The organism is Pseudomonas sp. 05N433 (genome assembly GCF_056396925.1).
This window is the reverse complement of record NZ_JBFTML010000002.1, coordinates 125,222-140,817: the sequence shown is the minus strand read 5'-3', so window position 1 is coordinate 140,817 and position 15,596 is coordinate 125,222. Positions and strand designations below refer to the sequence as shown.

General features: G+C 59.0%; 19 protein-coding genes. All 19 read right to left on the bottom strand.

What is annotated here, in order from left to right; genetic code table 11:
• Positions 1-3 precede the first annotated feature (3 nt).
• The 19 genes from recA to AC1DIS_RS01465 all read right to left on the bottom strand — a co-directional run bounded on the left by recA (position 4) and on the right by AC1DIS_RS01465 (position 15,472).
• A complete protein-coding gene (gene recA, locus AC1DIS_RS01555) occupies positions 4-1,056 on the bottom strand; it encodes a recombinase RecA (protein ID WP_007940559.1) in 1,053 nt (350 codons plus the stop codon).
• 83 nt (positions 1,057-1,139) lie between these two features.
• A complete protein-coding gene (locus AC1DIS_RS01550) occupies positions 1,140-1,640 on the bottom strand; it encodes a CinA family protein (protein WP_019647843.1) in 501 nt (166 codons plus the stop codon).
• 80 nt (positions 1,641-1,720) lie between these two features.
• Positions 1,721-2,239, bottom strand: coding sequence for a lysis system i-spanin subunit Rz (locus AC1DIS_RS01545; protein WP_477743349.1), 519 nt, complete (start codon positions 2,237-2,239; stop codon positions 1,721-1,723).
• Positions 2,221-2,784, bottom strand: a complete 564-nt coding sequence (locus AC1DIS_RS01540) for a glycoside hydrolase family 19 protein (RefSeq protein ID WP_064619988.1) — start codon at positions 2,782-2,784, stop codon at positions 2,221-2,223. Before AC1DIS_RS01540 ends, AC1DIS_RS01545 begins: the two co-directional genes overlap by 19 nt.
• Before the next feature lie 54 nt (positions 2,785-2,838).
• Positions 2,839-4,014: an acyltransferase family protein gene (locus AC1DIS_RS01535; protein ID WP_477743348.1), complete on the bottom strand. Its 1,176-nt coding sequence runs from the start codon at positions 4,012-4,014 to the stop codon at positions 2,839-2,841.
• Positions 4,015-4,346: 332 nt separating this feature from the next.
• Complete coding sequence (locus AC1DIS_RS01530) at positions 4,347-4,748, bottom strand: phage tail assembly chaperone (RefSeq protein WP_477743347.1); 402 nt, start codon at positions 4,746-4,748, stop codon at positions 4,347-4,349.
• 57 nt (positions 4,749-4,805) lie between these two features.
• Complete coding sequence (locus tag AC1DIS_RS01525; protein ID WP_477743346.1) at positions 4,806-5,996, bottom strand: tail fiber protein; 1,191 nt, start codon at positions 5,994-5,996, stop codon at positions 4,806-4,808.
• Positions 5,997-6,007: 11 nt separating this feature from the next.
• On the bottom strand, positions 6,008-6,607 hold the full coding sequence (locus tag AC1DIS_RS01520) for a YmfQ family protein (RefSeq protein WP_477743345.1): 600 nt from the start codon (positions 6,605-6,607) through the stop codon (positions 6,008-6,010).
• Complete coding sequence (locus AC1DIS_RS01515) at positions 6,595-7,638, bottom strand: baseplate J/gp47 family protein (RefSeq protein ID WP_477743344.1); 1,044 nt, start codon at positions 7,636-7,638, stop codon at positions 6,595-6,597. Before AC1DIS_RS01515 ends, AC1DIS_RS01520 begins: the two co-directional genes overlap by 13 nt.
• Positions 7,628-8,026 (bottom strand): phage GP46 family protein, encoded by a 399-nt coding sequence (locus tag AC1DIS_RS01510; RefSeq protein ID WP_003222234.1) that lies wholly within the window; start codon positions 8,024-8,026, stop codon positions 7,628-7,630. The genes AC1DIS_RS01515 and AC1DIS_RS01510 overlap by 11 nt, the downstream gene beginning before the upstream one ends.
• Positions 8,026-8,535, bottom strand: coding sequence for a phage baseplate assembly protein V (locus AC1DIS_RS01505; protein ID WP_064620009.1), 510 nt, complete (start codon positions 8,533-8,535; stop codon positions 8,026-8,028). Before AC1DIS_RS01505 ends, AC1DIS_RS01510 begins: the two co-directional genes overlap by 1 nt.
• A gap of 67 nt (positions 8,536-8,602) precedes the next feature.
• Entirely contained in the window at positions 8,603-9,646 is a 1,044-nt protein-coding gene (locus AC1DIS_RS01500; protein WP_477743343.1) for a phage baseplate assembly protein, read from the bottom strand.
• Positions 9,647-9,649: 3 nt separating this feature from the next.
• A complete protein-coding gene (locus AC1DIS_RS01495) occupies positions 9,650-10,885 on the bottom strand; it encodes a DNA circularization protein (RefSeq protein ID WP_477743342.1) in 1,236 nt (411 codons plus the stop codon).
• Positions 10,872-12,374: a phage tail family protein gene (locus tag AC1DIS_RS01490; RefSeq protein ID WP_064620017.1), complete on the bottom strand. Its 1,503-nt coding sequence runs from the start codon at positions 12,372-12,374 to the stop codon at positions 10,872-10,874. The genes AC1DIS_RS01495 and AC1DIS_RS01490 overlap by 14 nt, the downstream gene beginning before the upstream one ends.
• Before the next feature lie 130 nt (positions 12,375-12,504).
• Entirely contained in the window at positions 12,505-12,801 is a 297-nt protein-coding gene (locus tag AC1DIS_RS01485; RefSeq protein ID WP_018926972.1) for a phage tail assembly protein, read from the bottom strand.
• A complete protein-coding gene (locus AC1DIS_RS01480) occupies positions 12,798-13,145 on the bottom strand; it encodes a phage tail tube protein (RefSeq protein WP_064620022.1) in 348 nt (115 codons plus the stop codon). Before AC1DIS_RS01480 ends, AC1DIS_RS01485 begins: the two co-directional genes overlap by 4 nt.
• 67 nt (positions 13,146-13,212) lie before the next feature.
• Positions 13,213-14,709 (bottom strand): phage tail sheath subtilisin-like domain-containing protein, encoded by a 1,497-nt coding sequence (locus AC1DIS_RS01475; RefSeq protein WP_477780723.1) that lies wholly within the window; start codon positions 14,707-14,709, stop codon positions 13,213-13,215.
• Entirely contained in the window at positions 14,709-14,891 is a 183-nt protein-coding gene (locus tag AC1DIS_RS01470) for a DUF2635 domain-containing protein (protein ID WP_477743341.1), read from the bottom strand. The genes AC1DIS_RS01475 and AC1DIS_RS01470 overlap by 1 nt, the downstream gene beginning before the upstream one ends.
• Positions 14,888-15,472 carry a phage tail terminator protein gene (locus tag AC1DIS_RS01465; RefSeq protein WP_477743340.1) on the bottom strand — a complete coding sequence of 195 codons (585 nt, stop codon included), beginning with the start codon at positions 15,470-15,472 and terminating at the stop codon, positions 14,888-14,890. Before AC1DIS_RS01465 ends, AC1DIS_RS01470 begins: the two co-directional genes overlap by 4 nt.
• Between the last annotated feature and the right edge of the window lie 124 nt (positions 15,473-15,596).

Below are 15,596 nucleotides of genomic sequence, written 5' to 3'. Positions count from 1 at the left end.
CGATCAGATATCAGCGTCAGCCAGGTCGTCTTCGGTCTCTCTGACGGCCGAAGCCTTGACGTCCGGTGCCGGGGTCAGCAGCTTGTCGCGCAGCTGCTTCTCGAGAGTCGCGGCGATTTCCGGATTGTCTGCCAGGAACTTGGCCGAGTTGGCCTTGCCCTGACCGATCTTGGTGCCGTTGTAGGCATACCAGGCACCGGACTTCTCGACGAAACCGTGCAGCACACCCAGGTCGATCATCTCACCGTTGAGGTAGATGCCCTTGCCGTAAAGAATCTGGAACTCGGCCTGACGGAACGGCGAAGCCACCTTGTTCTTCACGACTTTGACGCGGGTTTCACTACCGACGACTTCATCACCTTCTTTCACCGCGCCAGTACGACGGATGTCCAGACGAACCGATGCGTAGAACTTCAGCGCGTTACCACCGGTGGTGGTTTCCGGGCTGCCGAACATCACGCCGATTTTCATGCGGATCTGGTTGATGAAGATCACCAGGCAGTTGGCGTTCTTGATGTTACCGGTGATTTTACGCAGCGCCTGGGACATCAGACGGGCTTGCAGGCCCACGTGCATGTCGCCCATTTCGCCTTCGATTTCAGCCTTTGGCACCAGAGCGGCCACGGAGTCGACGATGATCACGTCAACGGCGTTGGAACGCACCAGCATGTCGGTGATTTCCAGGGCCTGCTCGCCGGTGTCCGGCTGGGAAACCAGCAGGTCGTCGACGTTGACGCCCAGTTTGCCGGCGTACTCAGGGTCGAGAGCGTGTTCGGCGTCGACGAATGCGCAGGTCGCGCCGGCTTTTTGAGCCTGGGCGATCACCGACAATGTCAGGGTGGTTTTACCGGAGGATTCAGGACCGTAGATTTCAACGATACGGCCTTTTGGCAGGCCGCCAATGCCGAGCGCGATGTCCAGACCCAGAGAGCCAGTGGAAATGGCCGGGATCGCCTGACGGTCCTGATCGCCCATACGCATTACGGCACCCTTGCCGAATTGACGTTCGATCTGACCCAGGGCCGCAGCCAAGGCTTTCTTCTTGTTGTCGTCCATTAAAGTCCTCACGTAATCAATAAGGCCTGACGGCCAACACCTGTATAAGTAGCCAGTATTATTCCACAGCGTTTCAGGATCGCCTACCCCTGATTTGAGATTTCTCCAGCGGTATGCCGCAGCAGCCCCTCTAGCGCGGCCTTCACCGTTTGTCGGCGGACCTCGTCGCGGTTACCGGCAAAGTGCTGGACCTCGCTGAATACCTGCTCACCGACGCCCCAGGCCAGCCACACCGTGCCCACGGGCTTGTTCGGCGAACCGCCATCCGGCCCCGCCACACCGCTGACCGCCACGGCAAAACGCGCCCGGCTTTTTTCCTGTGCGCCCCGGACCATGGCCTCGACCACCTCGCGACTGACCGCCCCGACGGTTGAAAACAACTCGGCCGGAACATTCAATTGCTGGGTTTTCTGACGGTTTGAGTAGGTAACATAACCGGCCTCGAACCACGCCGAGCTCCCCGGAATGCGGGTGATCGCCTCGCTGATCCCACCGCCGGTGCAGGACTCGGCGGCAGTGACGTGGGCATTGAGAAGCTGCAAGCGTCTGCCGAGTAGATCGGCCAGATGAGTGATCTCTTTCACGGCTCTCTCCTGATCGAGCGGAATGAGGCCTACCGTACACGAGCGAATCGCACTTGCAAGGTTCAGGATCGATCAAAATGTTAGTGAGCCAGAGCCCTGACATAGGCCTGACAGGCCTGCAAGGCAATCAATCCGCTGTCACCGGCGTCGGTGATGGCGATAATTCGTTGAGCATGCGCCGGGTCAAGTCGGGCTCTCGCGGCGCCATGATCCACGCCGCCGGTGCCGGAGGCAGCTGGCACTGCACAGGTTGAGGCAGCGTCATGGGCATCGAGGAGGACTGACAGGCGCACATCAGCAGTGGCAAGACGATCGCGCAGGCGACCTTGATCACGTTCGGCATCGCTAAGCGCTCGATAATGGGTTTGTTCACTGGCTGACAGTCGCTGCTCCAGGGCCAGACGCCTGTTTTGTTCGGCCTGTTGCTCGGTGGCGGTCGCCAGAGTCAGTTGATTAAGGCTCTCGGCGTGCACCCTGGCCTGTTCCGCCAGTTGCCGGCCGTAGCGCCAATCCTGAAACTGCCAGGCCAGCGCCGCCGAACAACCGGCCAGCACCAGCAGACCGATCAATCGCCAGCCGTTCAGACCGAAGACTGGCATAGCACCGCCCTCGCCCGCGCCCAGATTTCCAGGCGATCCTGCAACCCGTTCAGCCCACCGTTGATACGGCGAGTGATGCTGTTGAACTGGTCGCGATCGGCCAACTCATTCAGGCCATTCTGCTCCCAGAACCAGGCGGCGGACTCGGCCGCCCATTGCGGTTGCTCCAGCAATTCAGGCAGAGCCAGCAGACGTTCGTCCCCAAACAGGCCGAGACTGCATTGGCGGTAGTTGTTACGCCCGGTGATCTGGATCAGGCCTCGGCCACGGTATTTTTGACCGTCGCCGTCAGGTTCCGGAGTGTTGCCCAAACGGGCGGCCAGGGCGCCGGTGTCGTATTTGCTCAGGTATTGGCTATTGCCCAGCTCCTTCACATAGTTGAGATGGCCAGACTCATGCCCAACCTGGGCGATAAACGCGGCTATACGCACGGACGTGATGATCTGGTACTTGCGCATAGCGGTGTTGAGCACGGGCACAAAAAAGCCCGCAACTTGGCGGGCGTTGGGGAGGATCAGCAGCAGTTGCTGCGCGGTGATGGGCATACTTTTCTCCAGGCGTAAAAAAACCCGCCGGAGCGGGTCTTGGGAATTATTTGATTAGGTTAATGAAGCTGAGCTTCGGCTCTCCTTCTTGCGATCAAGCTTAGAAAAAATATTCTTCAGTTTGGCCTGGGCTGGCAGTTCAATAAATCGCCATATACCATATGAAAACAAACAAATTGCAATTACAAGCAAGGGAAAAACCACATTTCTTGGCAGAGACTCAAACATAAGCTTGTGCGCATAATAGAGCCTGAAAACAATCTGATGAATCAAATACATTGAAAAGCTTATTTCACCAAGAACTACAAATAACCGATGCCTTAGAATTTTTGACACAAAACCTTTGTTTATGGCAAAACAAGCCACCACCAAACCAAAAAACAACCCAAGGGCGACGTGCGACAAGAACTCACCGGAAGCATTATTCGCAATTCCAACAAGCGAATATGAAGTAATCGCAATCCCAGCTAGCGAATATGAAGCCTCCACAATGCCCTGCGTCAAAAACACAATACCAGCTACACACAAAACCTCAAGCACGGTGCACAGAGCAAATCCGAATCCCTTCCACCCCTTGACATAGTCAAACACCTTAAATAGCAGCATCCCCATGAAAAACTCTTGAACCCTGAATAGCGGGCTAATATAGGCCAAGCCGTGCGCCGAAAATTCTGTCAATTTATCTGGAGCATAATAATTCACACCGGACAGATCGATAATATAAGAGAACACCAAGCCCAGAACAAGCAAAACCGCCAGTTTAAAGTGCCAATTTTTATTCAGACCTGAAAGCAACAATGGAAATACCGCATAGAAGAACAGCTCCGTAGAGATACTCCAAGAAACGCCATTAAATGAAAAATAGTATGCTGGAACAGGAACAGCAGACTGAAGAAGAGAAATGTTAAGCAAGGCCACTAGCCAGCCATCCTTAGCACCAAGCACCCAATCAGGCGCAGGAAATAAGACCACAACCAACATCAGCGTAAAAATATGCGCAGGCCATATCCTTGAGAATCGCGAAGTATAAAAATTATAAAGCCCTACATATGCCATCTTACTAGAGTACACATAACTAAGTATAAAGCCTGACAGCACAAAGAAAAAACTTACACCAGAAGATAGTGGGAGCCCACTTAGGAATTCGCTGGAAAAAACCAGCCCCTTTGCGTGATGCAATACGATGGCGAAAGCTGCGAAAAAACGGAGCGAAGTCAGGCTGTCGATCATGCCCTTACTGTCCATGAAAGGTAATATCCTGGCGATAACTTATGGGGGCCGGAATGCTACCTTATCTTCACCTCGCTCCGTTAGGATTTACGGGCAATCGGAGGCATCGCACGCAAGCACTGTCTCGCCTGGATCCGAGACTCAGTTGGCCGGAGCTATAGGCCAGCGTGTTGTCGGCGCTGAGGCTGGTAACGCTAACGGTAACCAGGCCCACGACCTACCCCAGTTGAACCGATCACTTACTCACAGTGTCCGGGGCCACCTGCTCGAATACCCCCTTTTTTCCAGGCGAAAAAAACCGCTCAAGGCGGTCATCTGAGTTGCGGGCTCGTTTACGGGGAGGTCGGCCACGTCAGCACTGGCAGACTGCACTCAGGAAAGCCATCAGCTGTCGGCAGATCGCGAAGCGCTTGACGATAATCCAAAACGGCTTTGAGTTTGCTGGCTGTCAGTGTTGGTGTTGCGCCGGCCAGTAACTCGTCTTGATGCCTGATTATCATCCAATCAGAAGTGGACAGCTCGTCTACGCGCTTGCCTAGGATGGCTGCCATTTTCGCGGCACGGATCTCTTCTGGGGTTTGGATCGGCTCCGGACGATTGGTGATAGTCCAGTCGGATCCGTTGAACGTGCAAATCTGAGCGACACTATTGAACGCAGGCGGTTCTACTTTCGTAGCATTTGCCGGGATCAAGAAAATACCCGGCTCCAAAGGCGATTCGAAAGCGTCGGTCATGCCGGTGTATTCGAAGGTTTCAGGGTGGTAACAAAAATACGAGCATAGRCATTCCCCTTAGTATTTAACACATGCCAGAAGCGCAAGGTTTTTCATGCGAGTTTCAACACCGCCTGTTGCCCGTGTTGCAGCTACACCGGTAGCACCACCTTGAACGACAGTATTACCACTGCCTGACTGCACGTTTACCGCCGCACCGTAATCGTGCGTATGGGATGCAATCATGTCGGCCTGATAACTGCCGAATACCCGGCCAGCATCGAGGCCAGCAGTGCCATCCCAACCCCGTGGGACTTTTCCGCGCCCGTCCGGCACGTTGAACGTAGTCGATCCRTCGCCTACACCGAATGGACAGATGGCCACGGTAACGCCAGTGTTGGTGGCCGTGGCGTTTGCGGACAGCGTGATGGTACTGGCACCGACAGCAGTGACAGTTGCGCCAGCTGGGATTCCCGTACCACTGATTGGCATGCCAACCCACATCGATGATGGACTGGTCACGCTGGAAATGCTGTTGCTACCGGACGTCACGTTGCCGGTTGGACGTGCGGTGATGGCGTTGAACAGGTCAGCATAAGTAGTGCGCGATACCGATGCCCCATCCGCAGCCATGAACCCGGCAGGGGGAGCCATGGTGGAAAACCACTTCATTTCCCCGATTGGTGGGGCGAACAGGCTGCTTGCTTGGCCGAGCTGAACGGCATGCTGACTTTTCGTCGCCGGGGCAATCTGGGAGGCTCCTCCAAGTGACTCGATGATGATCCATGCGCCGTTGCCACCGTTTACCCCAGCCTGTACCAGGTACATCAGCACAGCCACACCGACGGGCAACTCGCCTCCTTGAAGAGGTTGCAAACCCAGACCATAAATCGGTTTGGCTGCAAAACCATCAGGCGCATAGGTCGATGCGCCAGTATTGGCATGGGCGATTACAAGGTGCTGGAAGTAGCCAGAACCTGGAAGCGCAGTTAACGCTGGGGAGTTAGTTGCCGAATACACATTGGCCGCGCCAGTATCCGTGAGAAGGGTCGGCTGTTTATTTACAAGACGGATGGCGGCAATGAGTTGATTGTTACTTTCCTCATCCGGGGCAAGGCCCGCCGCAGAAATCACATTGAGTATTTCTTCAGTGACCGCATTGCCCCACTGGGAAGGAATCAAGGATCCCGGCGTCCCAAGCAATGGGTTTTCATCTACAAATTTGCCGCCTACCAGCCCAATGCCGGGCGCGCTAATTGGAAAATCCATGTTCTTACCTCTCAGTCATAATTGATGTGTAAAACGGTGTGTGCCGGAATCTGCCGGCGTATCAAGCATTCAAGGGCGTTGCCTGAGTTAGCCCCGAAACGCTCGCCCCAATAACTCGCGCCAAAACGCCGCCCCAGCAACAATCTCCCACCGGTATTCAGGGTCCACATGAACTGCGCCTGCCAGGTCCCGAAGTGCGCCGCGCCAAACCGCGCCCGTCCCATTCGCGGGGCTTCGAATTCGGTGATGGTGGCGTTGGGATAACCCTGGCTCTTGGCGATTTCGATGTAGTAGCTGATGGCCTGGCTGCCGACTGCGAGCAAGCGGCGGCGCACGGCCAGTCGGCGGTCATCGAACAACGGGGTGGCGCCCAGGCACGGGTCGGGCAGGTTCATCACCCGTTCCCAGTCGGGTACCAATTCGCTGACGCCGGACGGGTCCATTTCATTGAGCAGGTCGGCGGCACGGGCGTCGAGGCGGGCCAGTTCCTGGGCGACGCCTTCGAGCACTTCTTCGAGTTCAGGAACTTGTTCGGGGTCCCAGGCCGGCCCGCTGGGCAGCAGGCTGCGCAGTTGGGCGTGGTATTGCGCGGCGGTTCTTATGCCCCCCATATGCAACCTCCAAACGTAAGCAATTCGCTTTGATTGGCGGGGACATCGGCGACGGGCGAGGTGAGTGAGTGGTCGTATTCACCACTGGTGCTGCTGATGACTTCACGGATGTGACTGATCAACAACTTCTGGCCGAGGTCGGCTTCACGGTTATGCAGGTCTCGCAATTGCGCTTCGACGGCGGCGCGTACTGCTGTGGTGTCGGGATTCACGCTGAGGTGATAGACGACCGGTACCTGAACCGGCCGCTGTACATGCACTTCGGCGGTGACCGGACGTAGGGGCTCGATGTAGGCCTGGACTTCGGCCAGTTGCTCGTCGTTCGGCACCGGCTGCGGATCGTCGTCACGCATGATGAACAGGCTGACCGTGCCCGGCCCCAACAAACCGCCACGGCACCAGGCGCGAGTCACGCCAGGGCATTCCAGGGCCCAGGTTTCATAGTCCTGGGCCGAACCGCCGTGGGGGATGATGCGGTAGGAGCGAATCACCCGCGAGCGCAGTGACTCCAGGCTTTCCCGCGCTACACCGCCGTTGAGTCCCGGCGCCAGCACGGTAAAGCTATTGCCGGCGATCCCCGCTATCGGCTGCACCGGAATCAACGTCATGCCGGCCTCGGCATTGCCCAGGCTGCCGGCTTCGAGCGCGGCGATGGTGGTGCTGTTGAGGCCGTTGCTGGTGGTGCGCGCGGCGGTCACTTTGTAGGTGCGACCGTCGCTTGATTGCAGCAGGGTGTCGACGTCCAGCACGGCACCGGCGCTGGCGGTAAAGCTGACGCTGCCGCTGGCCGCTTGTGCGGATTTGCGCGGCTGGTTCAGACGCAGTGCGGCGATGCGTTCCAGGGTCGATTCATCAGCCTTGTCCGGGAGGATCTGCTCGGCGATCCAGTCCAGGTAGCCATACAGGCCATAGGCGGCGCCACCGAGGGTGCGGGCCAGCACTTGCGCATCGGACTGGCGCAGCGAATCGCTGGCCAGGTCGCTTTGGGTGCGTTTGATCAGCACCGGCAGCGAAGGGGTTTCAAACGGCATAGATCACCTGCCAACTGTTATCAGGGTTGATGTCCAGGCGCTCGCCGTCGGCCAGGGTCAGGACCGTGCGCAGGTTCAGGCGCTGGGCGTCGAGGCGTTCGCTGATGATGTCGATGGCGCTGCAGTGGCCGTCGTCGATCAGCCATTGCAGGGCTTCGCGGGCGTAGAACTCGGCGTCCATCTGGGTCTGGCGGGTCAGCTTGACCCGGCGCAACAGCCACAACCGYGAACCGATGCGGTCGTCGGCCACCGTAGGAAAGCTGTCGCCCCACCAGCCGAAACGCTCTTCATCGTCGAGGGCATCGTCATCGGCGGCGCGGCGCCAGGTGAACAGACTGATCAGCACTGCACGGGTCAGTGCGGCGTGGAGGTTCTGGCTGATCAACATCACTGCCCTCCCGCCGGTACGCCGGTCTGGCCGCTGCCCGCTTGCACGCCGACGTGCACGTGTTTGATCTGGCTGATGCCGCCAGCAATCTGATCGCCGGTGGAGACGATTTTTCCGGTCTGATTGATTACGGGTGTGTCGAAGTTGACTGCACTGCTGGCGCGGATATTCAGGGTGGCGGTTTCGATATCGATGATCCGCCCGCGCTTGAAGTGGATCTTGTCGCCTTCGTCGGTGTAGATCGCCACTTCTCCCGCGGCCAGGGACTGGAGGCGATAGCGACGGTCAGTGACCACCAGCACGATGGCGTGGGAGCGATCACCGCCCAGAAACGTGGCGACACCTTCGGCGCCAGCCAGTGGGTTGCTGGTGAATCCGTAGGGTTCGAAGTGCTCCATGTCGTCGTTCACTTCGCCAGCGGTGAGGCGCATTTGCAGCGATTGAAGCTTGGTGGCCGAGTTGGCGAGCACGACAGTGCCGCGCGCCAGGAGGCGTGTCAGTAGGCTCATGTTGAATTCCTTGGAGGGGCGAGGCCGAAGGCTGCGACCTTTTAAGGGGCTACCTTATAAGGGGCTATCAGGTTTTCTTCGGGGGCTCGGGATTGGCATCGAAGGTATGCGGCGGTGCGACTTGCAGGGTGGTGATCGAACCTTGCGCCGACAGCGAGTAGGTCACCTTGGAAATCAGCATGTCGTCATCGAATCCCAGCACCGGATCCTTGACCCTGACCTGCGTGTTATGACGCCACAGATCGCCGTTGGATTGCCGCCAACCCTGCACCTGATAGGTGGTGGTTTTGGCCTTGCCGACGCGGGTGGCGCTTTCCCAGTTGGCCCGTTGCAATGCCAGATCGGGATTGATCTGCATGCCTTCGTTGATCACCGTGACCCGCCGACGCTTGTAGCTCAGGTCGGCAGACACCGATTCAACCTCGCTGACCGCCGTCCCGCTCTTCTTGTCCGTGCCCTTTTGCTGACCGATGACCCGGTATTCGGAAAACACCTGGCTGTAATCCATCGGCGCGTTGGCCGACAGAATATTCTTGCCCAACTCCAGCGCATCGCTGGCTCGGCCACCACTGCCAGGCCGGGCCAACACCAACCGGCCCTGGGCATCATCGGTAGAAAACACCCGGAACAGCGTCAGCAAGCGGTCGATGGATTGAAACACCGTTTCCCCCGGCACGATGGTGTGACTGCTGAGCCGGGCAGTCTCGGGAATTTCACTGACCACAAAGACCTTGTAGGTGATCGCCAGCGCTTCGACGATGCTCAACAGCGATTGCTCATGCCATTGGTTCGGGCGGTTGGTGGCGGCGCAATCCACCAGGTCCTGAGTACAAGAACTGCCTTCGATGTTCAGGCTGATCTGTCGCCCGTCATAACTGATCGGCGCCTTGAACACATACCCGGTCAGCACCAGATCCTGGCCGATGCGCACTTCACAGGCGTCACCGGGCTGGATCCGCTTGTCTACGGTCTGCCCCGGCCATTGCCAGGTGATGTTGAGCTTAAAGGTGCGGAACTGACGCTCCAGATCCGCCGTGATTTCCACGCTTTTCCAACCACCGTACTCCAGGCCGCCGACCGTCAACGTGACGCGGTTATCCATCTCGTTCATGGTTCACTTCCCGGAGACTTTCACATCGTTCGGCGCGTACCCTGGATGGGTAATCCCGTTGCGCTGAATCACTTCGGTGACCCGCGTTGCGTCGGCAAATTGCTTGTACGCCACGACCAGCGCCGGAAGGCTTTCCTGAAAAGACTTGCTGACCTGTCGTACACCCGACGAAGCCACTGCCTTGAGATGCGCAAGCAGCGCCTGCTTCACATCGTCGATGGCCTGATAATGCGCGGGGCTGGCCTTGTCCAGCATCGGGTTGGTCGCCTCGACCAGCGCCTTTTGCAGTGCTTTCAAATCGTCGGTGACCGGCACCTCCTGCCGGGTGACCGGCAGGTTCGCCTGCTGCTCCAGCGATGGTGTCGACGACAGTTTCACCGGTGTCGACGCGACCGGCATCGAGGCGACCCATTGCGCCACTTTGACCAGCAGCGTGTCCTGCACCAGATCGGCCATGGCTTGCGCTGCGGCCGTGGTGTCCTTGCCGGTGGTGAGCTTCGGCGCATCGGCCTTGCGGATGGCTTCGAGCTGTTGGGACACGTCGGCAATCACGCCACGATAACCCTCCTTCGCGAAGTCCTTGAGCGATTTGATATCGCCGAGCAAGCCCTTGAATTCCGCCGCCACTTCCTTGGGCAATTCCTTGACCGCTTTGACCAGCTCGGTGATCTGCCGATATTGCTCGATCAACGGTTTGAGCTGTTCCTTGATCACGTCATACACCCCGGTCAGGCTGTTGCGCAGATTGGCGATGCCGATTCGCGCGGCCTTGATCAGGGTCATGGCCTGTTCGAAACGCGCCACCGCCGAGCCCAGCAAGGTGTCGGCCTTGGCCAGCAGCACCTTCTGCGTGCTGATCGTGGCCGTCGGAAACGGCAGCGGTTCATCGGGGTAAAACTTCAGCGTAAACGTCACCAGCCCGCCGTCCTGGCGGGTGTGGGTCATGTCGCATTCGCCGACCTTGACCTGTAGCCGCCCCAGCCATGGATGGACCAGTTCACCACTGCCCTGCTCCAGCGCCTTGAGCAGCTTGTCGCGCTGCTCCAGGCAATCGGGGCCGACGATGAACGCCGTCAGATCATGGATCTTCGCCTGTTGGCCAAGGCTCTCGAAAAACGGCAGGTCCCGCTGCGGATACTCGTGCAACTGGCCCTTTTTACCGACCGGGGTTTTCGCCTGATCGACCCAGAAACCGACACCGCGAAAGGACGCCGGCAACAAACGGTCACGCCAACTCATTGGAGCCTCCCAGGGAAAGTGAGCGGTAGCCGATGCGCGAGTTGAGCGACAGCCCCGGTTGATTGGTTTGCGGTTGATCGGTGCGCAGCCCGGCCGGCGCGTTTTCGAAGCGAACCGTCAGGCCGCCTTCGAGTTGCGTGCGATTGTTGGCGGCGCTTTGTTGGATCAAGGCGTTGGAGTTTTGAGTCAGAGAACCGGGCTGCAACAACGACGACTTGAGCGGCAAACTGCCGGGAGTCGCCAGCGCGTTTGAGGGCTGCTCGGAAGCGGCATTGATGAACGCCGCCACCGGCGCAAACTCCCCCTTGCCTTCAGCATTGGTTTTCTTTTGCACCTCGGTGAAGCTTTCGACCTTGCCGGTAATTTGGGCGATAAAACCACCAAAGCTACCGCCAAGCATCTCCTGGATGGGCGCCAGAATGGCCCGGAGCTTTTCCGCTTTTTCACTGAAAAACTGAACCACGGATGCCCATGTTTCGCTCAGTGCATCCAAGGGCGACCAAGTGAACAGCCCGCTGAGGTAGGAAAAGAACGCCTGCGCTCCAAGCTTGATCGACTCCCAGTAGCCCGAGAACATGGCAGGGACCTGATCCCAAGCGGCGGCAATGGCGTCCAGCGGCACCCAGTCGAACAGGCTGCGCAGTTTCTCCTTCACCGGCACAGTCAGTGCCACGAGCAGATCCCAGATCGCCGCAAACAAACCGACAACGGCCCCCCAGTTGTTCAGGATCATTCCGTAGGGCGTCCAGGCAAACCACGCCTTGAGGAAGTCGAATCCTGCACTCACGACTGCTTTGACTTGATCAAAAATTGCCGAGAAAACGCCGCTGATCGGAGCCCAATAACCGACAACCTTTTGCCAGAGCCCGGCGAAAAACGTCGAAATCGGCTCCCAGTTGGTAATGATCACACCGGCCGCCATGGCAATGCCCATGGCAATCAGCATGATGGGATTGGTCTTGAGCACCATGCTCATCAGATCGAACACTTGCGTCGCGCCGGTCACGGCCGTTTGCATTGCCGAAAATGCGATGGCACCTGCCGCCAACCCTTCGACCAGTTTCGGGTTGTCATCAAGCAGGCTGCCAAATCCTACCAACAACGGTTGAAGACCTGCCGTTATGGTCGCGACAGCAGGCTGCAAGGCCGTGTTGGCCGCGATCGACACCTGCTCCATCGAGCGACTGAACACATTCATGTTTTGCGTAGCGCTCACCGGCGCTTTCGGCAAATCAACGCCTTCGGCTGCTTCATTGACTTCGGTCAATTTGCCCTTGAACGCGTCGGACACCTTGATCGCATCCATGAACGGCGTGATCACGCTACCGCCCTTGAACAAGCCGCTGATGTCCAGTTTGCCGAGGCCTGTCTGCTCCAGATTTTTCTTGAAGCTCTCGACTTTTTCCCGAAGGGCGCCGAGTTTGGGTGACAGTTCATCGATGCCCGTGAGCAGCACCGATGTTTTCCCTTTCGTTTGTGTGTCTGCCATCACTGCACCTGCTGCATCGCATTGATCCGTTGCGCGTGCTCCAGCGATTCGCGGAGCACATCCAGTGGCCTGGCCATCATCTGTTCGGGGTCAACCTTCCAGAACCAGGCCAGGTCATAGGCGACTGCGATCAGGTCGGTGATGGCTCCGACGCCGCACTCATGAAAAAACTCGCGACCGCCCAACTCAGCGTGTTGAGGTCAGCCAGATCCAGCTGGTTGACCGAAGACGGCGGGATGCCGGCGCACACGGCGATGTATTTGGCCGCGACGTCCATGTCGAGGCTGACCTCTTCGCTCTTGTCGATCTTGTACGGCAACGCCTTGATCGCCCGCACTTCCTGCACCGTCGGGCGGCGCAGGTTGAGCTCGGTCAAGGGCTCGCCGTGGGCTTCGATCGCAACTTGAAGCTTCACGGCGTTGCTCATTGCCAGGCCCCCTTGATGCCTTCGAATTTCAGTTCGATGGTGGCGTCATCGCCTTTGGATACCGGCTCTTCCACCAGATAGGCGCCGGCCAGTACGTAGACTTTGCCGTTGCTGAATTCGCAAGTGACGGTCATGTCGGAGCCTGCGATCAGTTGCTTGAGCGGGAAGTCTGCGGTGTGCAGCGCCGTCACTTTGAACGACGGCGCGATGTCGGTTTCCTTGTAGAAGCCGGGCACGACGGTTTCCCGTTTAACGGCCATCAATGGCGCTTCGCAGCCGCCGTTGATGGTCAATTGAGCGCCGTCCACTTTGACGTAGCAGGTGCCCGCAATCAGTTGACCCATGGTGTTTCTCCCTTCAAATAAAAAGCCCACACGCGGTGGGCCGAATTCACACAGTCAAAGGCAGCGATCAGGCTGCGTCGTCGTATTGCAGACGGAACTGGTTGAGCAGCGCGAACACGCGCAGGCCGYTGATGTAGTCCGGCGGGAACAGCACATTGACCCGGCTCGGGTCCTGGGTGTCGCGCTCGACGATCAGGTGTTCGGCGAACAGCTCGGCGTTTTCCACATGGCCTTCCAGTTCGAGCTTGGCGTACTGGGCGATCAGCTCACCGCGAATGGTGCTCGGGGTAACGATTGGCTGGCCGGCGCCGAAACGGGTGCCGTCGGAGGCCAGTTTGTGGCGACCGTATTTGCTGGTGATCACGCTTTGCAGACGACGCACGATGAACGCCGACTGGTGCATGGTTTCGCTGTCCAGGTAGGAGTTGTCTGCCTGGCCGTAGGCGTTCTTCTGATAGGTGGTGATCGAACGCTGAATGCGCACGTAGCCGCCTTCGTAGTACGCAGTGGCGATGCCGTAGTTGAGCAACGACTGACGCTCGGTCAGGGTGAACCGCTCGCTCGCCGGAGCCGGGTCGAGACCTGGCAGGCTGCCGCTTTGGGTCGGACGGCTGGCGTCGGCCGAGATGAACACCGAGGTGCGCGCAGCCAGTGCGGCGGCCTGCACCCAGAACGGTTGCGGTACACCCGGTTCCAGCGCCTGGATGGTCATGTGCTGGTCGTTACGCGCTTGACCTGCCGCCACCAGCGTACCGACGGTGCCGCGTTTGGCACTGTAGACGTGACCGAACAACTGCTTGGCCCAGGACCAACGACCGGTGCTGTCATCCATGACCGCTTGCCAGGTGTTGAGCGTCGACAGATCCGACCACGGCATGCAGATGAACTCGAACGGTTCATCGCCCAGCGCCGCCACGGCAGCCACTTGATCCGGTACACCGGCGCCGCCGGTCATGGCGGTGATGGCCGAGGTCAGGCCCGCCGGGGTTTCTTCGCCGTTGCTCTTGCCCAGGCGGTTGAATTGCAGGCTGATGTCGTTGCCGCTGTCACCAGTCCATTTGGCGCTCAGGGTGACCACACCTCCGACCGCCGCCGCAGTGACCGGCAGATCGGCGCTGGCATTGATTTTCAGGGCCAGGGCGGTGGCCGCTTGCGCCGCGGTGGCGCCGTTGACGATGGCTGCCTGAACGCGAACGCCGCCGACGTACAGGTTGAGCACGCCGCTTTGGGTCGCCGCACCGGTCAGAGTCAGCACGCCTTTGGCAATGCTGCCTTCGGTGCTGTGCAGCGGCAGGCACCAGATCTCGCCGATCGGGTCGGTCTTGCGCCAGGTTTCGTACATCGAGGCGAGCATCGAGCCCTGGCCGCCAATGCTTTTGGCCAGCGCCACGCTGGACACCAGCACCAGTTTGCCGGCATCGGCCGGCGCAATGTTGTCGTTGACCTGAGCGACGATCAGGCGGCGCATGGCCGACGAGGCGCTATTGGCGGCCGAGTTGTCCATTTCGGCATAGAACAGCGGAACACGAATGTCCGCGGGGATGTTGCTGAATCCGATCGCCATTATTTGGCTCCCTGTGGTTTCGCCGCTTTCACGGCTTTGGTAGTGATATCGCCATCGGCCAGACGTCGACGCCACCAGGCGTTGTCCGGCACTTCACGGCCCTCGAGGGGCAACAGATCGCCCGCTTCCGGATCCGGCACGACACGGCCCGGGACCGGCAGCACGCTGATGCGTTTGCTCATGGGGTTACGTCTCCAGAGAAAGTCAGTTCCAGGCGCCCGTCGGGGCCTGGGCGTTGCAGATTGGGGTCCGCCGGGTCGATCGCATCGACCCGCACGGTGACCCCGGTAAAGGACGACAAGCCGTCCAGTTCACGCTCGTGCCAGCTCTGCGCCGGTTGCCCCGGCAAATTGCGGCCGAGCTGGAATTCGGTGAAAAAGCGCAGGCGATAGAGCACACGGCTGCTGTTGATGGAAACCACTTCGCCGCCGTCGTAGGCGATGGCGCTGTAGTCGTTACCAGGCTTGAAACCCACCAGTGCGCGCCACAGTTCGGCGCGCAGGTCGTGCAGTTGATCCAGCGCTGCAACGGCGTCCGCGGTGTCGAGCACCAGGGTGACTTCGAAGCGGTCGCGGATCGGTTGCAGCATCAGGTTTTGCGCCACGCTTTTGCTCGCCACATCGGCGATGGGGACGACGTAGGCGCAAGGCGTGGCGAGCAGGTTGCTGGCTTGCAGGGTGGCGAGGTCGATGCCCGCGGCCACACGATTGGCCAGGGTCGGGCATTGCGCACGCAGTTGCGTGAGGATCGGCGTGATCTTCATGAGGGCGCTCCAATATTTTTTGAGGGTGCGATTGAACCTGTGGGAGCGGGCTTGCCCGCGATAGCGGTGGGTCAGGCAACATTGATGTTGAGTGTGCTGCCGTCTTCGCGGGCAAGCCCGCTCC

Coding starts and splice junctions, on each gene's coding strand:
- recA (WP_007940559.1), bottom strand. CDS start 1,056: ATGGACGACAACAAGAAGAAAGCCTTGGCTGCGGCCCTGGGTCAGATC.
- AC1DIS_RS01545 (WP_477743349.1), bottom strand. CDS start 2,239: ATGCCAGTCTTCGGTCTGAACGGCTGGCGATTGATCGGTCTGCTGGTG.
- AC1DIS_RS01540 (WP_064619988.1), bottom strand. CDS start 2,784: ATGCCCATCACCGCGCAGCAACTGCTGCTGATCCTCCCCAACGCCCGC.
- AC1DIS_RS01535 (WP_477743348.1), bottom strand. CDS start 4,014: ATGATCGACAGCCTGACTTCGCTCCGTTTTTTCGCAGCTTTCGCCATC.
- AC1DIS_RS01530 (WP_477743347.1), bottom strand. CDS start 4,748: ATGACCGACGCTTTCGAATCGCCTTTGGAGCCGGGTATTTTCTTGATC.
- AC1DIS_RS01520 (WP_477743345.1), bottom strand. CDS start 6,607: ATGGGGGGCATAAGAACCGCCGCGCAATACCACGCCCAACTGCGCAGC.
- AC1DIS_RS01515 (WP_477743344.1), bottom strand. CDS start 7,638: ATGCCGTTTGAAACCCCTTCGCTGCCGGTGCTGATCAAACGCACCCAA.
- AC1DIS_RS01505 (WP_064620009.1), bottom strand. CDS start 8,535: ATGAGCCTACTGACACGCCTCCTGGCGCGCGGCACTGTCGTGCTCGCC.
- AC1DIS_RS01500 (WP_477743343.1), bottom strand. CDS start 9,646: ATGAACGAGATGGATAACCGCGTCACGTTGACGGTCGGCGGCCTGGAG.
- AC1DIS_RS01495 (WP_477743342.1), bottom strand. CDS start 10,885: ATGAGTTGGCGTGACCGTTTGTTGCCGGCGTCCTTTCGCGGTGTCGGT.
- AC1DIS_RS01490 (WP_064620017.1), bottom strand. CDS start 12,374: ATGGCAGACACACAAACGAAAGGGAAAACATCGGTGCTGCTCACGGGC.
- AC1DIS_RS01485 (WP_018926972.1), bottom strand. CDS start 12,801: ATGAGCAACGCCGTGAAGCTTCAAGTTGCGATCGAAGCCCACGGCGAG.
- AC1DIS_RS01480 (WP_064620022.1), bottom strand. CDS start 13,145: ATGGGTCAACTGATTGCGGGCACCTGCTACGTCAAAGTGGACGGCGCT.
- AC1DIS_RS01470 (WP_477743341.1), bottom strand. CDS start 14,891: ATGAGCAAACGCATCAGCGTGCTGCCGGTCCCGGGCCGTGTCGTGCCG.
- AC1DIS_RS01465 (WP_477743340.1), bottom strand. CDS start 15,472: ATGAAGATCACGCCGATCCTCACGCAACTGCGTGCGCAATGCCCGACC.